We start from the raw sequence: 16,132 nt of genomic DNA, 5'->3' as shown, positions 1-16,132 counted from the left end.
AGGAAAAATCATGTCCAAGACTCAGTTGTTCGACCTCGACGGCAAGATCGCTTTCGTCTCCGGCGCCAGCCGTGGCATCGGTGAAGCCATCGCCAAACTGCTGGCGCAGCAAGGTGCCCACGTCATCGTTTCGAGCCGCAAACTTGATGGCTGCCAGCACGTCGCCGACGCGATCATCGCCGCTGGCGGCAAGGCCACCGCCGTCGCCTGCCACATCGGTGAGATGGAGCAGATCACCCAAGTCTTCGCCGGCATCCGCGAACAGTTCGGGCGCCTGGACATTCTGGTCAATAACGCGGCGACCAACCCGCAGTTCTGCAACGTACTGGATACCGACCTCAGCGCCTTCCAGAAAACCGTCGACGTGAACATTCGCGGCTATTTCTTCATGTCGGTGGAAGCCGGCAAGCTGATGCGCGAACACGGTGGCGGCAGCATCATCAACGTCGCCTCGATCAATGGTATTTCGCCGGGGATTTTCCAGGGCATCTACTCGGTGACCAAGGCAGCGGTGATCAACATGACCAAAGTCTTCGCCAAGGAATGTGCGCAGTTTGGGATCCGCTGCAACGCCCTGCTGCCGGGCCTGACCGACACCAAGTTTGCTTCGGCGCTGGTGAAAAACGACGCTATCCTGAAAACCGCGCTGCAGCAGATTCCGCTCAAGCGTGTGGCGGATCCGAGCGAAATGGCCGGTGCGGTGTTGTATCTGGCGAGTGATGCGTCGAGCTACACGACTGGGGTTTCGTTGAATGTGGATGGTGGTTTTCTGTCCTGATTCGATTCACCAGAGACACAAAAGGCAGCCTCAGGGCTGCCTTTGGTAACGACACTATTCACTCCGCACAAACTCAACCGGCTTCCCGGTCAAATCCAGAACTCTGAAATAGCCCTTGATGCTCTTTACGTTACGGATCGCCAGCTGAACATGAGTTTCATGCATAAAGTCCGTACCTGGATAAAGTCGTTCGCCCTCCCAGAATGGTGAACGAACAGAATCATATGCAGGTGCGTCCGTAAATTCCCGGAAGGTATGCAAGGCATCAATGACTTGGCAATCCAAACGACGTAGGTACGGATTATTCGTCTTAAGAAGTTGACCGCCCTCTTCTTTTGAGGCGGCTTCAAGCCAGAGGTAGGTCTGACGGATTTCACGCAATGCACTCTCCGTTGTGAAATCCAGGCAACGACCCAAGTCAATCACGGCCCCAATCACAAATGGATTTTTGATAGAGCTCCGCTTTTGTGCATTAGTCGCAAAGCTCAGCGCGCGCTGTGGGTTGTTTTCCCAAAAATAGGCGCCACGACCCAGCCAATCATAGTCATTAGTGCTATCGAGGAGCGTTGCTTCGCCAGCCAGTACACGCTCGCCAATTTCTCGCTCGCCCCCATGGAAACCAAGAACAAACGAAGGAGAAATGCAATACATCAGCGAGCCTTGCCTTCCCCATTCACACGTTTGAAAAACTCCCGAACCTTGTTGGGATCCTTGAGCATTTCAGTGGCATATTCATCGATACGCACCGAAGCACAAGTGGCGGCTGATATCTTGGTGCCGTTAGAACCGACCATTACCCAGCCAGTCTCAGTCGATGTTTTGTTTCCTTCGCTATGCATACTGAGCATCACTCCTGATCCACTTTTTGCAACCGCTGCTGCGATAAGTCCGTATGTCTTCTCGGAATTTACAGTACTGGCACGACCACTAACGATTTTGCCGTTCGTTAGCCGGACGATGCCGCCGTGCTGGAATCCCGCAAAATCGCGCACAGCCTTAGCTTCGTGACGATCACCATCAACGAAAACATAGGTCGTTTTTTCGAAATCCTTCGACATAGCCACCTCTATTTGAGCTTTGTTGCATTGCTCAAATTTGATTAGTTAGTGGCCAATATAGTCTGCGGTGTACATCCCGTCATCAAAGCCCGCGATTTTTCGTTGATCTGCGCACATGGAAACGATAGAGACAGGGAGCAAGACGCGCAAGCCAGCGGATTCCGGCGTGGTTGTAGGTAATGTCGTAAGGCGTTGTAGCCATTCCCGCTGCTTCCTGACATCGCACCAAAAGAGAATATTTATTCCATACGATTGCAATTAGCGAATATATATTCCATAAGTAGCCCTCCTGAAAATAAAATCCAAAGGACCCCGGCTATGCGCGAACTCGGTATCGGACTCATCGGCACAGGTTTCATGGGCCGCGCCCATGCCTTGGCCTTTCGCAACGTCAGCGCCGTTTTTGAATTGCCGCTGAAGCTCAAACTCGCCGCCCTAGCCGACGCCGACCCGCAGCGCGCCCGACATTGCGCCGATGCCTGGGGTTTCGAAACAGCCCACAGTGACTGGCAACAGTTGATCAATGACCCCAAGGTCAACCTGATCGCCATCACCACCCCCAACCATTTGCACTACCCCATGGCCATGGCCGCCCTCGCCGCCGGTAAACCGGTGTACTGCGAAAAACCCCTGGCGGTGGATCTGGAACAGGCCAACGCCATGCGTATGGCGGCCAAAGCAGCAGGCGTGGTGACGCGGGTGGGTTACAACTATCAGCACAACCCGATCATCGGCCTGGCCCGTGAACTGATCGAAAATGGTGAGTTGGGGCACATCATCAGTTTCCAGGGTGAATTCAGCGAAGACTTCATGGCCGACTCCGCATCACCCTGGTCATGGCGTTGCGACGCCAATCATGCCGGCGGTGCGTTGGCGGATCTGGGCAGCCATCTGCTGGCCATGGCCCGTTATCTGCTGGGCGATATCGAGTCGGTGTGCGCCGACACCCAGACCGTCCACCGGCAGCGCCCCGCTACCGCTGGCAGTCAGGAGCAACGCACGATCGCGGTGGACGATCAGGTGCATGCACTGCTGCGCTTCGCCAACGGCGCCCGGGGAACGTTCAGCAGCAGTTGGCTCAAGCACGGTTACAAAAATCACCTGAGTTTTGAAATCAGCGGCACTCGCGGCACCCTGGCGTTCGATCAGGAGCGTTTAAATGAACTGCGGATATATCGTGCAGGGCAAGGCGGTTTCCAGCGCCTGCTGGCGGGGCCGGACTTGCCGGGTTATGCCGCTTTCAGCCCGGCACCGGGGCACCAGTTGGGTTACAACGAACTCAAGACGCTAGAAGTGCATGACCTGGTGATGGCACTGACCGGGATCAGTCAGGGGGGAACGGACTTCGAACAGGCGTGGGAAGTCGAACGGCTCGCGACCGCGATTCGCCTGGCGGCCAGGGAATCACGTTGGGTCGGGATCGAGGAAGTCTGAGCCGACCACACCCGCCAGTGGCACAGAGGGCCACTGGCGGTATACCGAAACGCCATTACGTTGCAGCCTTGTCAGGCCTACTGAGTCACGCAACGGGTCAGGGTCGTGGTCCGGGTCACCTGCCCTTCCGCCCTCATATCCCCCAGCACATCGGTATTTTCGGAGGTCTGACAGGTACGAACCGGCGGCGGTGGCGGCTCAGCAGGGGGCGGAGGCGGCGGACTGGCGCAACCACCGAGAATCGCTGCACAGAGTGCGAACGACAGTGGCGAAAAAACGCGCTTCCCAAGAGTGTTCATAGGCTGACCCGCGATAAGTGATCGACACCTATGTGTGACAACAAAACATCCGCACAAAATCCATGGACCGGTTGCGTACAGCGAAAATCACGGTGATGACCCATTGCTGGCAAGCCAGCGCCTACAAAGCATTGGACCGATTCAGACCAATGCTCTCAAGCTCATACCGCAACTCTTCAATCAACGCCGCCATTGCCTCTGGCGTCCTGAGCATCGCCACGCTCAACCCACTGACCACCAGATCCACCTGCCCCGTCGCCGGGTGATAAAGCTTCACCGTCAACGAATTATCCCCCGTGAGCGCACACTCACAGGCCAACGGCGAAAAACTCCGTTCCAGTTGCATACGCAATTGCGTCAGATGAATCATCCCGATTCACCTTGGCGACGACGCAAAATCGACCCCATGCTTGATCTGTTCGCACCCATGTGACTGTTCCTTCTAGCTGCATCGAAGTGGACGCGATACCGACCCGAAGCCACGTATCGCACCCTGACAGCCTAGAAAAACCAGCACCCGGGCAACACATCAAATTGCACCATCTCAACTAGTGCATTTGCATCTTAACGTTGCCCCTTGGGCCGCCTCTCGCTGGAGAACAGACCCCGCTCGCGAGCCCATACAATCGCCTCACTGCGGCTGTGCACGTCGAGCTTGGAATACACCGTCGAGACATGATTGCGCACCGTATTAGGCGCCAGTTTCAGGCGCGCGGCGATGTCCTTGTCGGCGAGGCCTTCACAAATCAGGCCAAGCACATCGCGCTCCCGGGCGGTCAGGTCGGTGAATGACACACTGGGCAATTGCGGCGAATTGACGTTCTTCACGTTGGCGAGTTTTTCGATCAGCGTGCGGCTAAACCAGGAAGCGTCTTTCATCACCTCTTCAATCGCCGACACCAGTTCCAGCTCGGTGCGTTTGCGCTCCGTGATGTCCATCAACACCAGCAGATAACAAGCGCCGTCCTGAATGTTCACAGTGTCCGCCGAGACGGCGCAATCGATCAGCCCGGCATCCTTCCTGCGCACCCGGACATCGATGCGATCCACGCGCCCGGTTTTCTCCAAGGCCGCAAACAGCTGCATGCGAGCGCCCGCGTCATCGATGAAACCCAGTTGCGCCACCGTCTTGCCGAGCACCTCTTCCGAACTGGGGCGCGCGAGAGTATCGAGAAAGGCTTCGTTGACGTCCATTACCACTTGATCGTCGGCGCTGCACACCAGGATCGGCACCGGGGTGAGGCGAAAGGCTTTGGCGAACCGTTCCTCGCTATGGCGCAGGGCGATTTCGGCCTTGTGCCGCAGCTCCATGTCGACGAAGGAAAACAGCATGCAATCTTCGTCGTTGAGCTCAAGCGGTTGCCCGGCAACGATCACCTGTTTGCTGCCACCGTCGGGCAATTGCAGTTCGGCCTGCATCTGCGGAATGGTTGCGCCGTCACGTAAACGCTGCTTGGCCAGGTCCTTGTTTTCCGCGTGCTCCAGCACATCCAGCTCATAGGTCGAAACGCCGATTACCTGATCACGGGCATAGCCGGTCATTTCCAGGAAGCCCTGATTGACTTTGATGTAGCGCAAATCACTGAGACGACAGATCACCGCCGGGGCCGGGTTGGCATTGAAGGTCTTTTCGAAACGCTGCTCGGCGCTGGCCCATTCGGTGACGTCGCTCATGATCAGCACCAACGACTCCGGCTCACCCGCGTGGTCGGCCAACACCATGCTACGCACGCTGTGAACCCAGGTGCGCTCGTCGTTTTCGACTGGCGTCAATTCAACCAGCACATCACTGAACATCTCGCCACGGGCAACGCGGCTGATTGGATAATTATCCGTCGCTACCGGATGATTGTTGCGATAGCGCAAGGCAAACCGCTTCGCATATTCCTTGGCATTGGCCCCCAGCTCACCGATCCGGTTGACACCGTGCATGGTCAGCGCGGCGTCATTGGCCCAGAGGATCGTCTGGTCGAGCTCCAGCAGAATCACCCCATCGGACAGCCCGGCGATGATCTGCTGCAACTGGCGGCGATTGGTTTCGGTGGTCAGGACGTCCTGGCTCATTGGATCTCCACGGTTGCGGCGGCGCCGTTACGCGCTGCCCTGTGAAGATTACGACCGCAGGGGTTTGCGATAGTGCGTACATCCACGCGATCACGGGTGTACTTGGTCGGTGTAGGAGCTGCCGAAGGCTGCGATCTTTTGATCTTCAGTGGTCCCCAAGAGATCAAGATCAAAGATCGCAGGCTTCGCCAGCTCCTACGGGGGTAGCGTACATCCGTGTGGTCTCCGGTGTACGCCGTCTTCGGGTGCATTCGACATATCCCGAAAACGCTTTCATCCACGCCGCTCGTACTAACGACTAACGTTCATCTGACAACCCACATCAAGGAGGCAAAGGAATGCCTGTCGCTGCAAATGGATGTCGCCTGCGCAAGACTCGATTTTCCGAAGCGGGTCGTATTTATCTGTTGACCGTCGTCGCTCATCAACGAGAGCCGGTGTTCGCAGATTGGCGGATGGGACGGCTTCTGGTCGACCAACTGCGCAGTGCTGATCAAATCTCGACGGTCAACTCCATGGCTTGGGTAGTGATGCCTGATCACCTGCACTGGTTGTTGGAATTGAAACACGGCACGTTGGCCGAGCTGATGTGCCGCATCAAATCCAGGAGCAGCCGTTCGATTAATCTTGTGCGTCGCAGCCAAGGCCGATTATGGCAACGAGGATATTACGATCGGGCTTTGCGGCGCGATGAAGACATCAAGGACGCAGCGCGTTACATCGTCATGAATCCGTTGCGTGCGGGATTGGTGAAACGGGTGGGTGATTATCCGTTGTGGGATGCTATTTGGATTTGAACAATCAAGATCAAAAGATCGCAGGCTTCGCCAGCTCCTACAGGGATTGCGTGCATCCGCATGATCACAGGTGTACTCGGTCAATGTAGGAGCTGCCGAAGGCTGCGATCTTTTCGCCTGACAAATCGGAAGATCAAAAGATCGCAGGCTTCGCCAGCTCCTACGGGGGTAGCGTGTATCTGCCTGATCGCGGGTGTACTCGGTCAATGTAGGAGCTGCCGAAGGCTGCGATCTTTTCGCCTGACAAATCGGAAGATCAAAAGATCGCAGGCTTCGCCAGCTCCTACGGGGGTAGCGTGCATCCGCATGATCACAGGTGTACTCGGTCAATGTAGGAGCTGCCGAAGGCTGCGATCTTTTCGGGTCGATGCATTACCGCACGTCCAACCCCGTCTCCAACCCCGCCAACTTGTCCGGATTACGCATGATGAAAATCCGGTTCACCCGCCCTGCCTTGTCAAAGTCGAAGGTCATCGATGCGGTGATGACGCCATCGGCCTTGATGATCACGCCTTGAGCGCCGTTGATTTGCGTGGGTAACCATTCGTACGTCTGCCAGTAGGCATGAAGCGACTGACCGATGAAATCCAGCACGCTGTTGATGCCGAACAGGGTTTCGCGGATGGCCGAGGCCTTGCCGCCGCCGTCGGCGCAGAGCTCGACGTCTTCGGCCAGCAGCGCAGTCAGGGACGCGGTTGAGCCGCTGGCGATGGCGCTGTGGAACGCGTTCAGCAACTGGTCCTGACGCGTGGGTTCCGGCTGATAGCGGATTTGCCCGCTACCCAGGCCGGCCTTGGCCCGGGATACCAATTTGCGGCAAGCCGCTTCCTGGACTCCGATCGCCTCGGCCACTTGCGCGTAATCCATGTCGAAGATTTCGTAGAGCAGGTACGCGGCGCGTTCCTTGGGGGGCAGCCGTTCCAGCAAGAGCAGGAACGCGGTGGACAATGACGAGGCCAGTTCATGCATGTGTTCGGGTGAATGCTGATGGGTGGTGTGAATCGGCTCCGGCAGCCAGGTGCCGATATAGTCGACCCGTGACGTGTGCGCCGAACGCAACAGGTCGATGCAGTGCCGGGTGCAGGCCGTGGTGAGCCAGGCGGCTGGCGTGGTGATGGAGGCCCGGTCGGCCTCCAGCCATTTGATGAACAGCTCTTGCACCACATCCTCGGCTTCGGTGCGCGAGCTGAGAATGCGATACGCCAGACCGAGCAAAAAGGGCCGGCGCTGTTCGAACACAGCGGCGGCGTTTTCAGCGGAGTTCATCGATCAGTGCCTCGACACCTGCAAACGGTTCCACAGGTTGATCATGCCGATCTCGGCCGTCAAGGCACCGATCTGAGCATCGTTGAAATGCTCGCGCAAGTCGCCGCGCAGGCTGGCGTAATCGGTCTTTTCGTCGAGGATGGTCAGGGCTTCGGTCCAGGCCAGGGCGGCGCGTTCCGAGGCACTGAAATCGCTGACATGGCGCCAGACGATCAGACGGTCCAGGCGCTCGTTGGTTTCATTGGCTTCGCGCGCCTCGCGGGTGTGCATCTTCACGCAGAAACCGCATTGGTTGATCTGCGAGGCACGCAGGTGCAGCAGGTGTTTGAGGGTCGGGTCCAGGTCATGACTGTCGAGGGTGACATGGACTTGGGTCAAACTCTCGAAAACCTGAGGGATGGATTGCAGCAGGTTGACCGGTTGGGTGTTGGACGACATCGTGTTGCTCCGCTAGTTGAGGGGTTCAACAGGATGACGATTGAGGATTCCGGTTTGTGACGTGGGGACGTTTTTAATAGGTAAAAAGCGAAAGATCGCAGCCTTCGGCGGCGCCCACAGGCGCGTAGGAGCTGCCGAAGGCTGCGATCTTTTGATCTTCAGGCAGCAAGTTCTCCGCTGGCAATCGCAGCCGAAGCCGCCAGCATCGCCCGCAACAACACCGCACACCCTGCGGCCAGGTCATCCGGCGCGGCGTTTTCGATTTCGTTGTGGCTGATGCCGCCTTCGCAGGGCACGAAGATCATCCCGGCCGGGCCGAGTTCGGCGAGGAAGATCGCGTCGTGCCCTGCCCCGCTGACGATGTCCATGTGCGACAAACCCAACCCTTGGGCGGCGCCGCGTACCGCTTCGACGCAGCCCTTGTCGAAGTACAGCGGCGGGAAGTCGGCGGTGGGGGTCAGTTCGAAGGTCAGGCCGTGTTCCTCGCAGGTGGTTTCGATGACTTCGCGAACTTCGGCGATCATCGAGTCCAGACGAGCCGGCTCCAGATGACGGAAATCCAGGGTCATGCGCACTTCGCCGGGAATCACGTTGCGCGAGCCGGGGTAGGCTTGCAAACAACCCACGGTGCCACAGGCATGGGGTTGATGGCCGAGGGCGGCGCGATTGACCGCGCCGACGATTACCGAAGCGCCGACCAGAGCATCCTTGCGCAGGTGCATCGGTGTCGGGCCGGCGTGGGCTTCGACGCCACGCAGTTTCAGGTCGAACCATTTCTGCCCGAGGGCGCCCATCACCACGCCGATGGTTTTGCGCTCGTCCTCAAGAATCGGGCCCTGCTCGATGTGGGCTTCGAAATAGGCGCCAACGGCGTGGCCACTGACTTTGCGTGGCCCGGCATAGCCTATGGCATTCAGGGCTTCGCCGACGGTCACGCCTTCAGCATCGACTTTGGCCAGGGTTTCTTCGAGGGTGAATTTTTCCGCGAACACGCCGGAGCCCATCATACAGGGGGCAAAGCGTGAGCCTTCTTCGTTGGTCCAGACCACCACTTCCAGCGGGGCTTCGGTTTCCACGCCCAGGTCATTGAGGGTGCGCAAGACTTCGACCCCGGCCAGCACGCCGAAGCAGCCGTCGAACTTGCCGCCGGTGGGCTGGGTATCGATGTGGCTGCCGGTCATCACCGGGGGCAGGTTCGGGTTGCGCCCCGGACGGCGAGCGAAGATGTTGCCGACAGCGTCGATGCTGACGGTGCAGCCGGCTTCCTCGCACCAGTTCACGAAAATGTCCCGGGCCTGGCGGTCGAGGTCGGTCAGGGCCAGCCGGCAGACGCCGCCCTTGACCGTGGCACCGAGTTTGGCCAGGTCCATGAGCGACTGCCACAGACGGTCGCGGTTGATGTGCTGATGGGTGGACTGCAGAACGTCTATGGCAGCGTTCATGGTGATCTCCTCAGGCAGTTTTCATAGGTTTCTTCAGGCGAATTTTTTGGTGTCTTTGAGGCCGTCTTCGCGAGCAAGCCCGCTCCCACACTGGATCTTCAGTGTTCACAAATCCCATGTGGGAGCGGGCTTGCTCGCGAAGGGGCCATCCCTCACACCGCCGACTTCACGGCAGTAGGACTCGGCCGCATCACACTCATCCCGTAATAAATCAGCCCACCAAGGACCGAGCCGGTGAACCAGCCGTAGCTGTAGAACCAGCTGAAAGCATCGCTGCCCAGCGACAGCAGTGTCAGTGCCACCGGCACGCCAAACGCGATAAAACCGAACCAATTCCACGCCGGGTAAACGTCATCGCGGTAGAGACCGGCCAAATCCAGTTGCTGTTTCTTGATCAGGAAATAGTCCACCACCATGATCCCGGCGATCGGACCCAACAGGCTCGAATAGCCCAGCAACCAGTTGGAATACACCGTCTCCAGGCTTAAATCCGAGACGATCAGCCCCAGCTTCTTCAACAATTCATGAGCCATTAGCGCCAACCCGACCAGCCCCGTGAGGATCACCGCTTTGGTGCGGTTGATGATCTTGGGCGCGACGTTCTGGAAGTCGTTGGTCGGCGAAACAATGTTGGCCGCGGTGTTGGTCGACAATGTGGCGATGATGATCAGTGCCATGGCCAGGGCGACCCAGACAGGGCTCTGGATATGACCAATCAACGTGACCGGATCGGAAACAGTGACGCCCACCAGTTTTACCGAAGCGGCCGTCATCACCACACCAAGGGAGGCGAACAGGAACATGGTCAGGGGCAAGCCGATAATCTGCCCGACGATCTGATCCTTCTGGCTTTTCGCGTAGCGGCTGAAGTCCGGAATGTTCAGCGATAACGTCGCCCAGAACCCGACCATGGCGGTCAGTCCGGCGGCAAAGTAACTGACCACACTGGCCCCTTCCGGACGCTTGGCCGGGATCGCCATCAATTCGCTCATCGATACGTTCGGCATCGCCCACACCAGCAGCCCCACGCCCACCAGCACCAACAACGGTGCCGAGAGGGTTTCCAGCCATTTGATCGAGTCCGCGCCGCGAATCACCACCCACAGGTTCAAGGCCCAGAACACCATGAAGCCGATCACTTCACCGGTGCCGCCGAGGGCTTTCCAGTCATCGAACACCGACCCGAGAAACAGGTGAATCGCCAACCCGCCGAACATGGTCTGGATGCCGAACCAGCCACACGCCACCAGGGCACGGATCAGGCACGGAATGTTCGAACCGAGGATGCCAAAGGATGAGCGCAGTAACACCGGAAATGGAATGCCGTACTTGGTGCCGGGAAAGGCGTTCAGGGTCAGCGGGATCAGTACGATGATGTTGGCGAACAGAATCGCCAGCAGCGCTTCGCCGACGCTCAGGCCGAAATAAGCGGTGAGCACGCCGCCGAGGGTGTAGGTCGGTACGCAGATCGCCATGCCGACCCACAGCGCGGTGATGTGCCATTTGTTCCAGGTTCGTTCGTGCACCTTGGTCGGTGCCATGTCGTGGTTGTAACGGGGGCTGTCGAGGACGTCGCTGCCGGCTTCTAGCTCAAACAAGCCGTCGCGCTCGGTCACTTGCGATCTGATCTGTTGCATGGCCGCTCCACTGTTCTTTTGATTATTTTTGCTCATCGGGGGCTGGCGCGAGTGCGCGAGCCGGACGATGGCCGGAGAAACTGACAACTTTTACGGACCGGCCAAGGTGTCAGCGGCGGCATCAATAAACGTGCCGGGTGCCCCGCTTACGCATCGGGCAGTGCCATAAAATTTCGCTAACCAACTGATGTTAATCAGCTTTATTTATCCAACTATTGAATCCGCGGTGAGTTGCCATGCCACTCAGGCCGAATGTCAGGCAAGTTGTCCGAACAGTCAGGACTCAATCTGGTGCGTCGATCTTTTTTGAAAGATTGCGCATCAACCATAGACCATCCACAAGCGGCTGATTTCACATAGAAAATCTCGTCTATTTTTGGAACCTGTCAAGTGCGTCAAAATGGTGAGAGGCCTCACCATTTTGGTGATTTTCATTTTTAATCGTTATTTATCAATCAGTTAAATCAGTAATAAGCTTATAAAAAATATTCTTGCTCAATCGACAAACTGCAGCTAGCGTCTATTCTTGACAGCGCTGACAGGAATACACCGATTGGCGTCTGCTTCATATAAAAACATCTAGAACCGGCATCAGTCGGTCAATGCCTGCGAGGAACTCGGAATGTCTCTGTTGATCCGTGGCGCCACCGTTATTACCCATGATGAAAGTTATCGCGCCGACGTCTATTGCGCCGAGGGCGTGATCAAAGCCATCGGTGAAAACCTCGATGTTCCCGCCGACGCCGAAGTGCTCGACGGCAGCGGCCAATACCTGATGCCCGGCGGCATCGATCCCCACACTCACATGCAACTGCCCTTTATGGGCACGGTGGCCAGCGAAGACTTCTTCAGCGGCACCGCAGCGGGGCTTGCCGGCGGCACCACCTCGATCATCGACTTCGTGATTCCCAACCCCCAGCAATCGTTGATGGAGGCATTTCATCAATGGCGCGGCTGGGCCGAGAAGTCGGCGTCGGACTACGGTTTCCACGTCGCCATCACTTGGTGGAGCGAGCAGGTCCGCGAAGAAATGGCCGAGCTGGTCAGCCATCACGGCGTCAACAGCTTCAAGCATTTCATGGCCTACAAGAACGCGATCATGGCCGCCGACGATACGCTGGTGGCAAGTTTCGAACGTTGCCTGGAATTGGGCGCAGTGCCAACCGTGCATGCGGAAAACGGCGAGCTGGTCTATCACCTGCAACGCAAGTTAATGGCCCAGGGCATGACCGGGCCGGAAGCGCACCCGCTGTCGCGGCCATCGCAGGTGGAAGGTGAAGCCGCGAGCCGGGCGATCCGTATTGCCGAAACCCTCGGCACGCCGCTGTACCTGGTCCACGTCTCGACCAAGGAAGCCCTCGACGAAATCACCTATGCCCGCAGCAAGGGCCAACAGGTCTACGGCGAAGTGCTGGCCGGGCATCTGCTGCTGGACGACAGCGTTTACCAACACCCGGACTGGCAAACCGCCGCCGGTTACGTGATGAGCCCGCCCTTCCGTCCTCGCGGCCATCAGGAAGCCCTTTGGCACGGCCTGCAATCAGGCAACCTGCACACCACCGCCACCGACCACTGCTGCTTCTGCGCCGAACAAAAAGCTGCCGGTCGTGACGACTTCAGCAAGATCCCCAACGGCACCGCCGGTATCGAAGACCGCATGGCAGTGCTTTGGGATGAAGGGGTGAACACCGGACGCTTGTCGATGCAGCACTTCGTTGCCCTCACCTCCACCAACACCGCGAAGATCTTCAACCTCTATCCGCGCAAGGGTGCGATTCGTGTGGGTGCCGATGCGGATCTGGTGCTGTGGGACCCGGAAGGCACGCGGACGATTTCAGCCAAGACCCATCACCAGCAAATCGACTTCAACATCTTTGAAGGCAAGACCGTGCGCGGCGTGCCGAGCCATACCGTCAGCCAGGGCCGAGTAGTGTGGGCCGATGGTGATTTGCGGGCCGAGCGTGGTGCCGGTCGGTATGTCGAACGGCCGGCGTATCCGGCGGTGTTTGATTTGCTGAGCAAGCGGGCTGAGCTGCATAGGCCGGTTGCTGTGAAACGCTGAAATCGAGGCCTTCGGCCTTCGCGAGCAAGCCCGCTCCCACAAGGGAACGCATTCCAAATGTGGGAGCGGGCTTGCTCGCGAAGGCGGCAGTCCTGACAACACAAAAACCAATGCCCACCAGAGGCAATACCTCAAATAACCGTGAGGCCAACACCGTGATCAAGACCCTGAACCACCTCCCGCATCCCCATGAGGACGCGGCCGCCCTCGCCGGCCATTTCACCGATCTGGCGCCACCACTCAACGATCGTCAGGCGCATCTGGAAGCCTCGCGCTGCCTGTATTGCTACGACGCGCCGTGCGTGAATGCCTGTCCGAGCGACATCGATATTCCGTCGTTCATCCGCAATATCCATCAGGAAAACGTTCAGGGAGCGGCACAGAAAATCCTTTCGGCGAACATCCTCGGCGGCAGTTGCGCCCGGGTCTGCCCGACGGAGATTCTTTGCCAGCAAGCCTGCGTGCGCAACAACGCCCAGGAATGCGCGCCGGTGCTGATCGGCCTGTTGCAACGCTACGCCGTGGACAACGCACACTTCAGCGAACACCCGTTCCAACGCGCCGCCGCAACCGGCAAGCGCATCGCCGTGGTGGGTGCCGGCCCGGCCGGTTTGTCCTGCGCGCACCGTAGCGCCATGCACGGCCATGACGTGGTGATTTTCGAGGCGCGGGAAAAGGCTGGCGGCCTCAACGAATACGGGATCGCCAAGTACAAACTGGTGGACGATTACGCGCAGAAGGAGCTTGAATTCCTGATGGGGATTGGCGGGATCGAGATTCGCCACGGGCAGAAGCTCGGCGACAACCTGACCCTCAGCGAACTGCATCAGCAATTCGACGCGGTGTTCCTCGGTCTCGGCCTGGCCGCCAGCAAACAGTTGGGACTGGCCCACGAGGATGCCCCCGGCCTGCTCGCCGCCACCGACTACATCCGCGAACTGCGCCAGGCCGATGACCTGACGCAACTACCACTGGCCGAGCACTGCATTGTGCTCGGTGCCGGCAACACCGCCATCGACATGGCCGTGCAAATGGCCCGCCTCGGTGCCCGCGACGTGAATCTGGTGTACCGCCGCGGCGTCGAGGACATGGGCGCCACCGGTCACGAACAGGACATCGCCAAGGCCAATCAGGTGCGGCTACTGACCTGGGCGCAACCGTTAGAGGTGCTGCTCGACGATAAGGGCAACGTGCGTGGCATGCGCTTCGCCCGCACCCGGTTGGAGGAAGGTCGCCTGCAAACCACTGGCGAAACCTTTGAATTGGCCGCCGACGCGATCTTCAAAGCCATTGGCCAGGCCTTCGACAACAGCGCCCTCGCCGATCCGCTGGCCCGTGAACTCAAGCGTCAGGGCGACCGCATCCTCGTCGACGAACAGCTGCGTACCAGCATCCCTGGAGTGTATGCCGGCGGCGACTGCACCAGCCTCGATCAGGACCTCACCGTGCAAGCCGTGCAGCACGGCAAGCTGGCCGCCGAGGCGATCAACGCTCAACTCATGCTCAACGTGGAGGCTGCGTAAATGGCCGATCTCTCGATTGTCTTCGCCGGCATCAAAGCCCCCAATCCGTTCTGGCTGGCTTCCGCGCCACCGACCGACAAAGCCTACAACGTAGTTCGCGCATTCGAGGCTGGCTGGGGCGGCGTGGTCTGGAAAACCCTGGGTGAGGACCCGGCGGCGGTCAACGTATCGTCGCGTTACTCGGCGCACTTCGGGGCTAATCGGGAGGTGCTTGGTTTTAACAACATCGAGCTGATCACCGACCGTTCACTGGAAATTAACCTGCGGGAAATCACCCAGGTCAAAAAGGACTGGCCGGACCGCGCGCTGATCGTGTCGCTGATGGTGCCTTGCGTCGAAGAGTCGTGGAAAAACATCCTGCCGCTGGTGGAAGCCACCGGGGCCGATGGCATTGAACTGAATTTCGGCTGCCCCCACGGCATGCCGGAACGAGGCATGGGCGCGGCGGTCGGCCAGGTGCCGGAATACGTCGAACAGGTCACTCGCTGGTGCAAGACGTTCTGCTCGCTGCCGGTGATCGTCAAGCTCACGCCGAACATCACCGACATCCGCGTCGCCGCCCGTGCCGCTTACCGGGGCGGGGCTGATGCGGTGTCGCTGATCAACACCATCAACTCGATCACCAGCGTCAATCTGGAGCGCATGGTCGCCAATCCCGCCGTCGGCAGCCAAAGCACCCATGGTGGTTATTGCGGTTCGGCGGTGAAGCCGATTGCGCTGAACATGGTCGCCGAAATCGCCCGCGATCCGCAGACCCAAGGCTTGCCGATCTGTGGCATTGGCGGCATCGGCAGCTGGCGCGATGCGGCGGAATTCATTGCCTTGGGCAGCGGCTCGGTGCAGGTGTGCACGGCGGCGATGCTGCATGGTTTCCGGATTGTCGAGGAGATGAAGGACGGTTTGTCACGCTGGATGGACAGTCAGGGCTACGCCAGTGTCTCGGAGTTTTCCGGACGTGCGGTGGGCAATACCACGGACTGGAAGTACCTGGACATCAACTATCAGGTGATTGCGAAGATTGATCAGGAGGCGTGCATCGGTTGCGGTCGTTGTCACATCGCTTGCGAAGATACCTCGCACCAGGCGATTGCGAGCCTCAAGCAGGCGGACGGGACGCATAAATATGAAGTGATCGATGATGAGTGCGTGGGGTGCAATCTGTGTCAGATCACGTGTCCGGTGCAGGATTGCATCGAGATGGTGCCGATGGAGACGGGCAAGCCGTTTCTGGATTGGAACCATGATCCTAGGAATCCGTACCATGTTGCCCTTTAAGCCCTGCGGCGTCTGAACGGACGCCATCGCGGGCAAGCCCGCTCCCACAGTGATCTATG

The 16,132-nt window shown here is 58.7% G+C and carries 14 protein-coding genes; 6 read left to right on the top strand and 8 right to left on the bottom strand.

Going from position 1 to position 16,132, the window contains the following annotated elements; translation table 11 throughout:
* Positions 1-10: 10 nt before the first annotated feature.
* Entirely contained in the window at positions 11-778 is a 768-nt protein-coding gene (locus F6R97_RS28575) for an SDR family oxidoreductase (protein WP_008009686.1), read from the top strand.
* Positions 779-832: 54 nt separating this feature from the next.
* On the opposite strand, the gene F6R97_RS28570 is transcribed toward F6R97_RS28575, so the two are convergent.
* Positions 833-1,429: a hypothetical protein gene (locus tag F6R97_RS28570; protein ID WP_315867490.1), complete on the bottom strand. Its 597-nt coding sequence runs from the start codon at positions 1,427-1,429 to the stop codon at positions 833-835.
* Positions 1,429-1,836 carry a hypothetical protein gene (locus tag F6R97_RS28565; RefSeq protein ID WP_038984158.1) on the bottom strand — a complete coding sequence of 136 codons (408 nt, stop codon included), beginning with the start codon at positions 1,834-1,836 and terminating at the stop codon, positions 1,429-1,431. Before F6R97_RS28565 ends, F6R97_RS28570 begins: the two co-directional genes overlap by 1 nt.
* A gap of 318 nt (positions 1,837-2,154) precedes the next feature.
* Here F6R97_RS28565 and F6R97_RS28560 point away from each other — a divergent pair, with 318 nt between their 5' ends.
* The gene (locus F6R97_RS28560) at positions 2,155-3,270 is read left to right on the top strand and encodes a Gfo/Idh/MocA family protein (protein ID WP_038984159.1); all 1,116 of its coding nucleotides are present in this window, start codon (positions 2,155-2,157) and stop codon (positions 3,268-3,270) included.
* A gap of 420 nt (positions 3,271-3,690) precedes the next feature.
* On the opposite strand, the gene F6R97_RS28555 is transcribed toward F6R97_RS28560, so the two are convergent.
* Together F6R97_RS28555 and F6R97_RS28550 are read right to left on the bottom strand one after the other, a co-directional pair.
* Positions 3,691-3,939 carry a DUF1652 domain-containing protein gene (locus F6R97_RS28555; protein ID WP_038984160.1) on the bottom strand — a complete coding sequence of 83 codons (249 nt, stop codon included), beginning with the start codon at positions 3,937-3,939 and terminating at the stop codon, positions 3,691-3,693.
* A 194-nt stretch (positions 3,940-4,133) separates the two neighbouring features.
* The gene (locus tag F6R97_RS28550) at positions 4,134-5,633 is read right to left on the bottom strand and encodes a helix-turn-helix transcriptional regulator (RefSeq protein ID WP_048394622.1); all 1,500 of its coding nucleotides are present in this window, start codon (positions 5,631-5,633) and stop codon (positions 4,134-4,136) included.
* A gap of 338 nt (positions 5,634-5,971) precedes the next feature.
* On the opposite strand from F6R97_RS28550, the gene F6R97_RS28545 reads away from it, so the two are divergent.
* Complete coding sequence (locus tag F6R97_RS28545) at positions 5,972-6,430, top strand: REP-associated tyrosine transposase (protein WP_038984162.1); 459 nt, start codon at positions 5,972-5,974, stop codon at positions 6,428-6,430.
* 372 nt (positions 6,431-6,802) lie between these two features.
* On the opposite strand, the gene sigJ is transcribed toward F6R97_RS28545, so the two are convergent.
* The 4 genes from sigJ to F6R97_RS28525 all read right to left on the bottom strand — a co-directional run bounded on the left by sigJ (position 6,803) and on the right by F6R97_RS28525 (position 11,213).
* Positions 6,803-7,696 (bottom strand): RNA polymerase sigma factor SigJ, encoded by an 894-nt coding sequence (gene sigJ, locus F6R97_RS28540; RefSeq protein WP_315867489.1) that lies wholly within the window; start codon positions 7,694-7,696, stop codon positions 6,803-6,805.
* 3 nt (positions 7,697-7,699) lie between these two features.
* Positions 7,700-8,134 carry a carboxymuconolactone decarboxylase family protein gene (locus tag F6R97_RS28535; RefSeq protein ID WP_038984164.1) on the bottom strand — a complete coding sequence of 145 codons (435 nt, stop codon included), beginning with the start codon at positions 8,132-8,134 and terminating at the stop codon, positions 7,700-7,702.
* Positions 8,135-8,292: 158 nt separating this feature from the next.
* A complete protein-coding gene (locus F6R97_RS28530) occupies positions 8,293-9,576 on the bottom strand; it encodes a Zn-dependent hydrolase (RefSeq protein WP_315867488.1) in 1,284 nt (427 codons plus the stop codon).
* A gap of 152 nt (positions 9,577-9,728) precedes the next feature.
* The gene (locus F6R97_RS28525) at positions 9,729-11,213 is read right to left on the bottom strand and encodes an NCS1 family nucleobase:cation symporter-1 (protein WP_315867487.1); all 1,485 of its coding nucleotides are present in this window, start codon (positions 11,211-11,213) and stop codon (positions 9,729-9,731) included.
* Positions 11,214-11,835: 622 nt separating this feature from the next.
* Here F6R97_RS28525 and hydA point away from each other — a divergent pair.
* The 3 genes from hydA to preA all read left to right on the top strand — a co-directional run bounded on the left by hydA (position 11,836) and on the right by preA (position 16,073).
* Positions 11,836-13,275: a dihydropyrimidinase gene (gene hydA / locus F6R97_RS28520; RefSeq protein ID WP_315867486.1), complete on the top strand. Its 1,440-nt coding sequence runs from the start codon at positions 11,836-11,838 to the stop codon at positions 13,273-13,275.
* 155 nt (positions 13,276-13,430) lie between these two features.
* The gene (locus F6R97_RS28515) at positions 13,431-14,798 is read left to right on the top strand and encodes an NAD(P)-dependent oxidoreductase (protein ID WP_315867571.1); all 1,368 of its coding nucleotides are present in this window, start codon (positions 13,431-13,433) and stop codon (positions 14,796-14,798) included.
* Complete coding sequence (gene preA, locus F6R97_RS28510) at positions 14,799-16,073, top strand: NAD-dependent dihydropyrimidine dehydrogenase subunit PreA (RefSeq protein ID WP_315867485.1); 1,275 nt, start codon at positions 14,799-14,801, stop codon at positions 16,071-16,073.
* Positions 16,074-16,132 lie beyond the last annotated feature (59 nt).

The sequence above is a fragment of the Pseudomonas sp. JV414 genome (assembly GCF_032424305.1).
Classification (GTDB): domain Bacteria; phylum Pseudomonadota; class Gammaproteobacteria; order Pseudomonadales; family Pseudomonadaceae; genus Aquipseudomonas; species Aquipseudomonas lini.
The sequence above is the reverse complement of the archived record's forward strand: the minus strand, read 5'-3'. Positions and strand labels throughout refer to the sequence as shown.

Coding starts and splice junctions, on each gene's coding strand:
- preA (WP_315867485.1), top strand. CDS start 14,799: ATGGCCGATCTCTCGATTGTCTTCGCCGGCATCAAAGCCCCCAATCCG.
- hydA (WP_315867486.1), top strand. CDS start 11,836: ATGTCTCTGTTGATCCGTGGCGCCACCGTTATTACCCATGATGAAAGT.
- sigJ (WP_315867489.1), bottom strand. CDS start 7,696: ATGAACTCCGCTGAAAACGCCGCCGCTGTGTTCGAACAGCGCCGGCCC.
- F6R97_RS28525 (WP_315867487.1), bottom strand. CDS start 11,213: ATGCAACAGATCAGATCGCAAGTGACCGAGCGCGACGGCTTGTTTGAG.
- F6R97_RS28555 (WP_038984160.1), bottom strand. CDS start 3,939: ATGATTCATCTGACGCAATTGCGTATGCAACTGGAACGGAGTTTTTCG.
- F6R97_RS28575 (WP_008009686.1), top strand. CDS start 11: ATGTCCAAGACTCAGTTGTTCGACCTCGACGGCAAGATCGCTTTCGTC.
- F6R97_RS28560 (WP_038984159.1), top strand. CDS start 2,155: ATGCGCGAACTCGGTATCGGACTCATCGGCACAGGTTTCATGGGCCGC.
- F6R97_RS28570 (WP_315867490.1), bottom strand. CDS start 1,429: ATGTATTGCATTTCTCCTTCGTTTGTTCTTGGTTTCCATGGGGGCGAG.
- F6R97_RS28530 (WP_315867488.1), bottom strand. CDS start 9,576: ATGAACGCTGCCATAGACGTTCTGCAGTCCACCCATCAGCACATCAAC.
- F6R97_RS28550 (WP_048394622.1), bottom strand. CDS start 5,633: ATGAGCCAGGACGTCCTGACCACCGAAACCAATCGCCGCCAGTTGCAG.
- F6R97_RS28535 (WP_038984164.1), bottom strand. CDS start 8,134: ATGTCGTCCAACACCCAACCGGTCAACCTGCTGCAATCCATCCCTCAG.
- F6R97_RS28545 (WP_038984162.1), top strand. CDS start 5,972: ATGCCTGTCGCTGCAAATGGATGTCGCCTGCGCAAGACTCGATTTTCC.
- F6R97_RS28565 (WP_038984158.1), bottom strand. CDS start 1,836: ATGTCGAAGGATTTCGAAAAAACGACCTATGTTTTCGTTGATGGTGAT.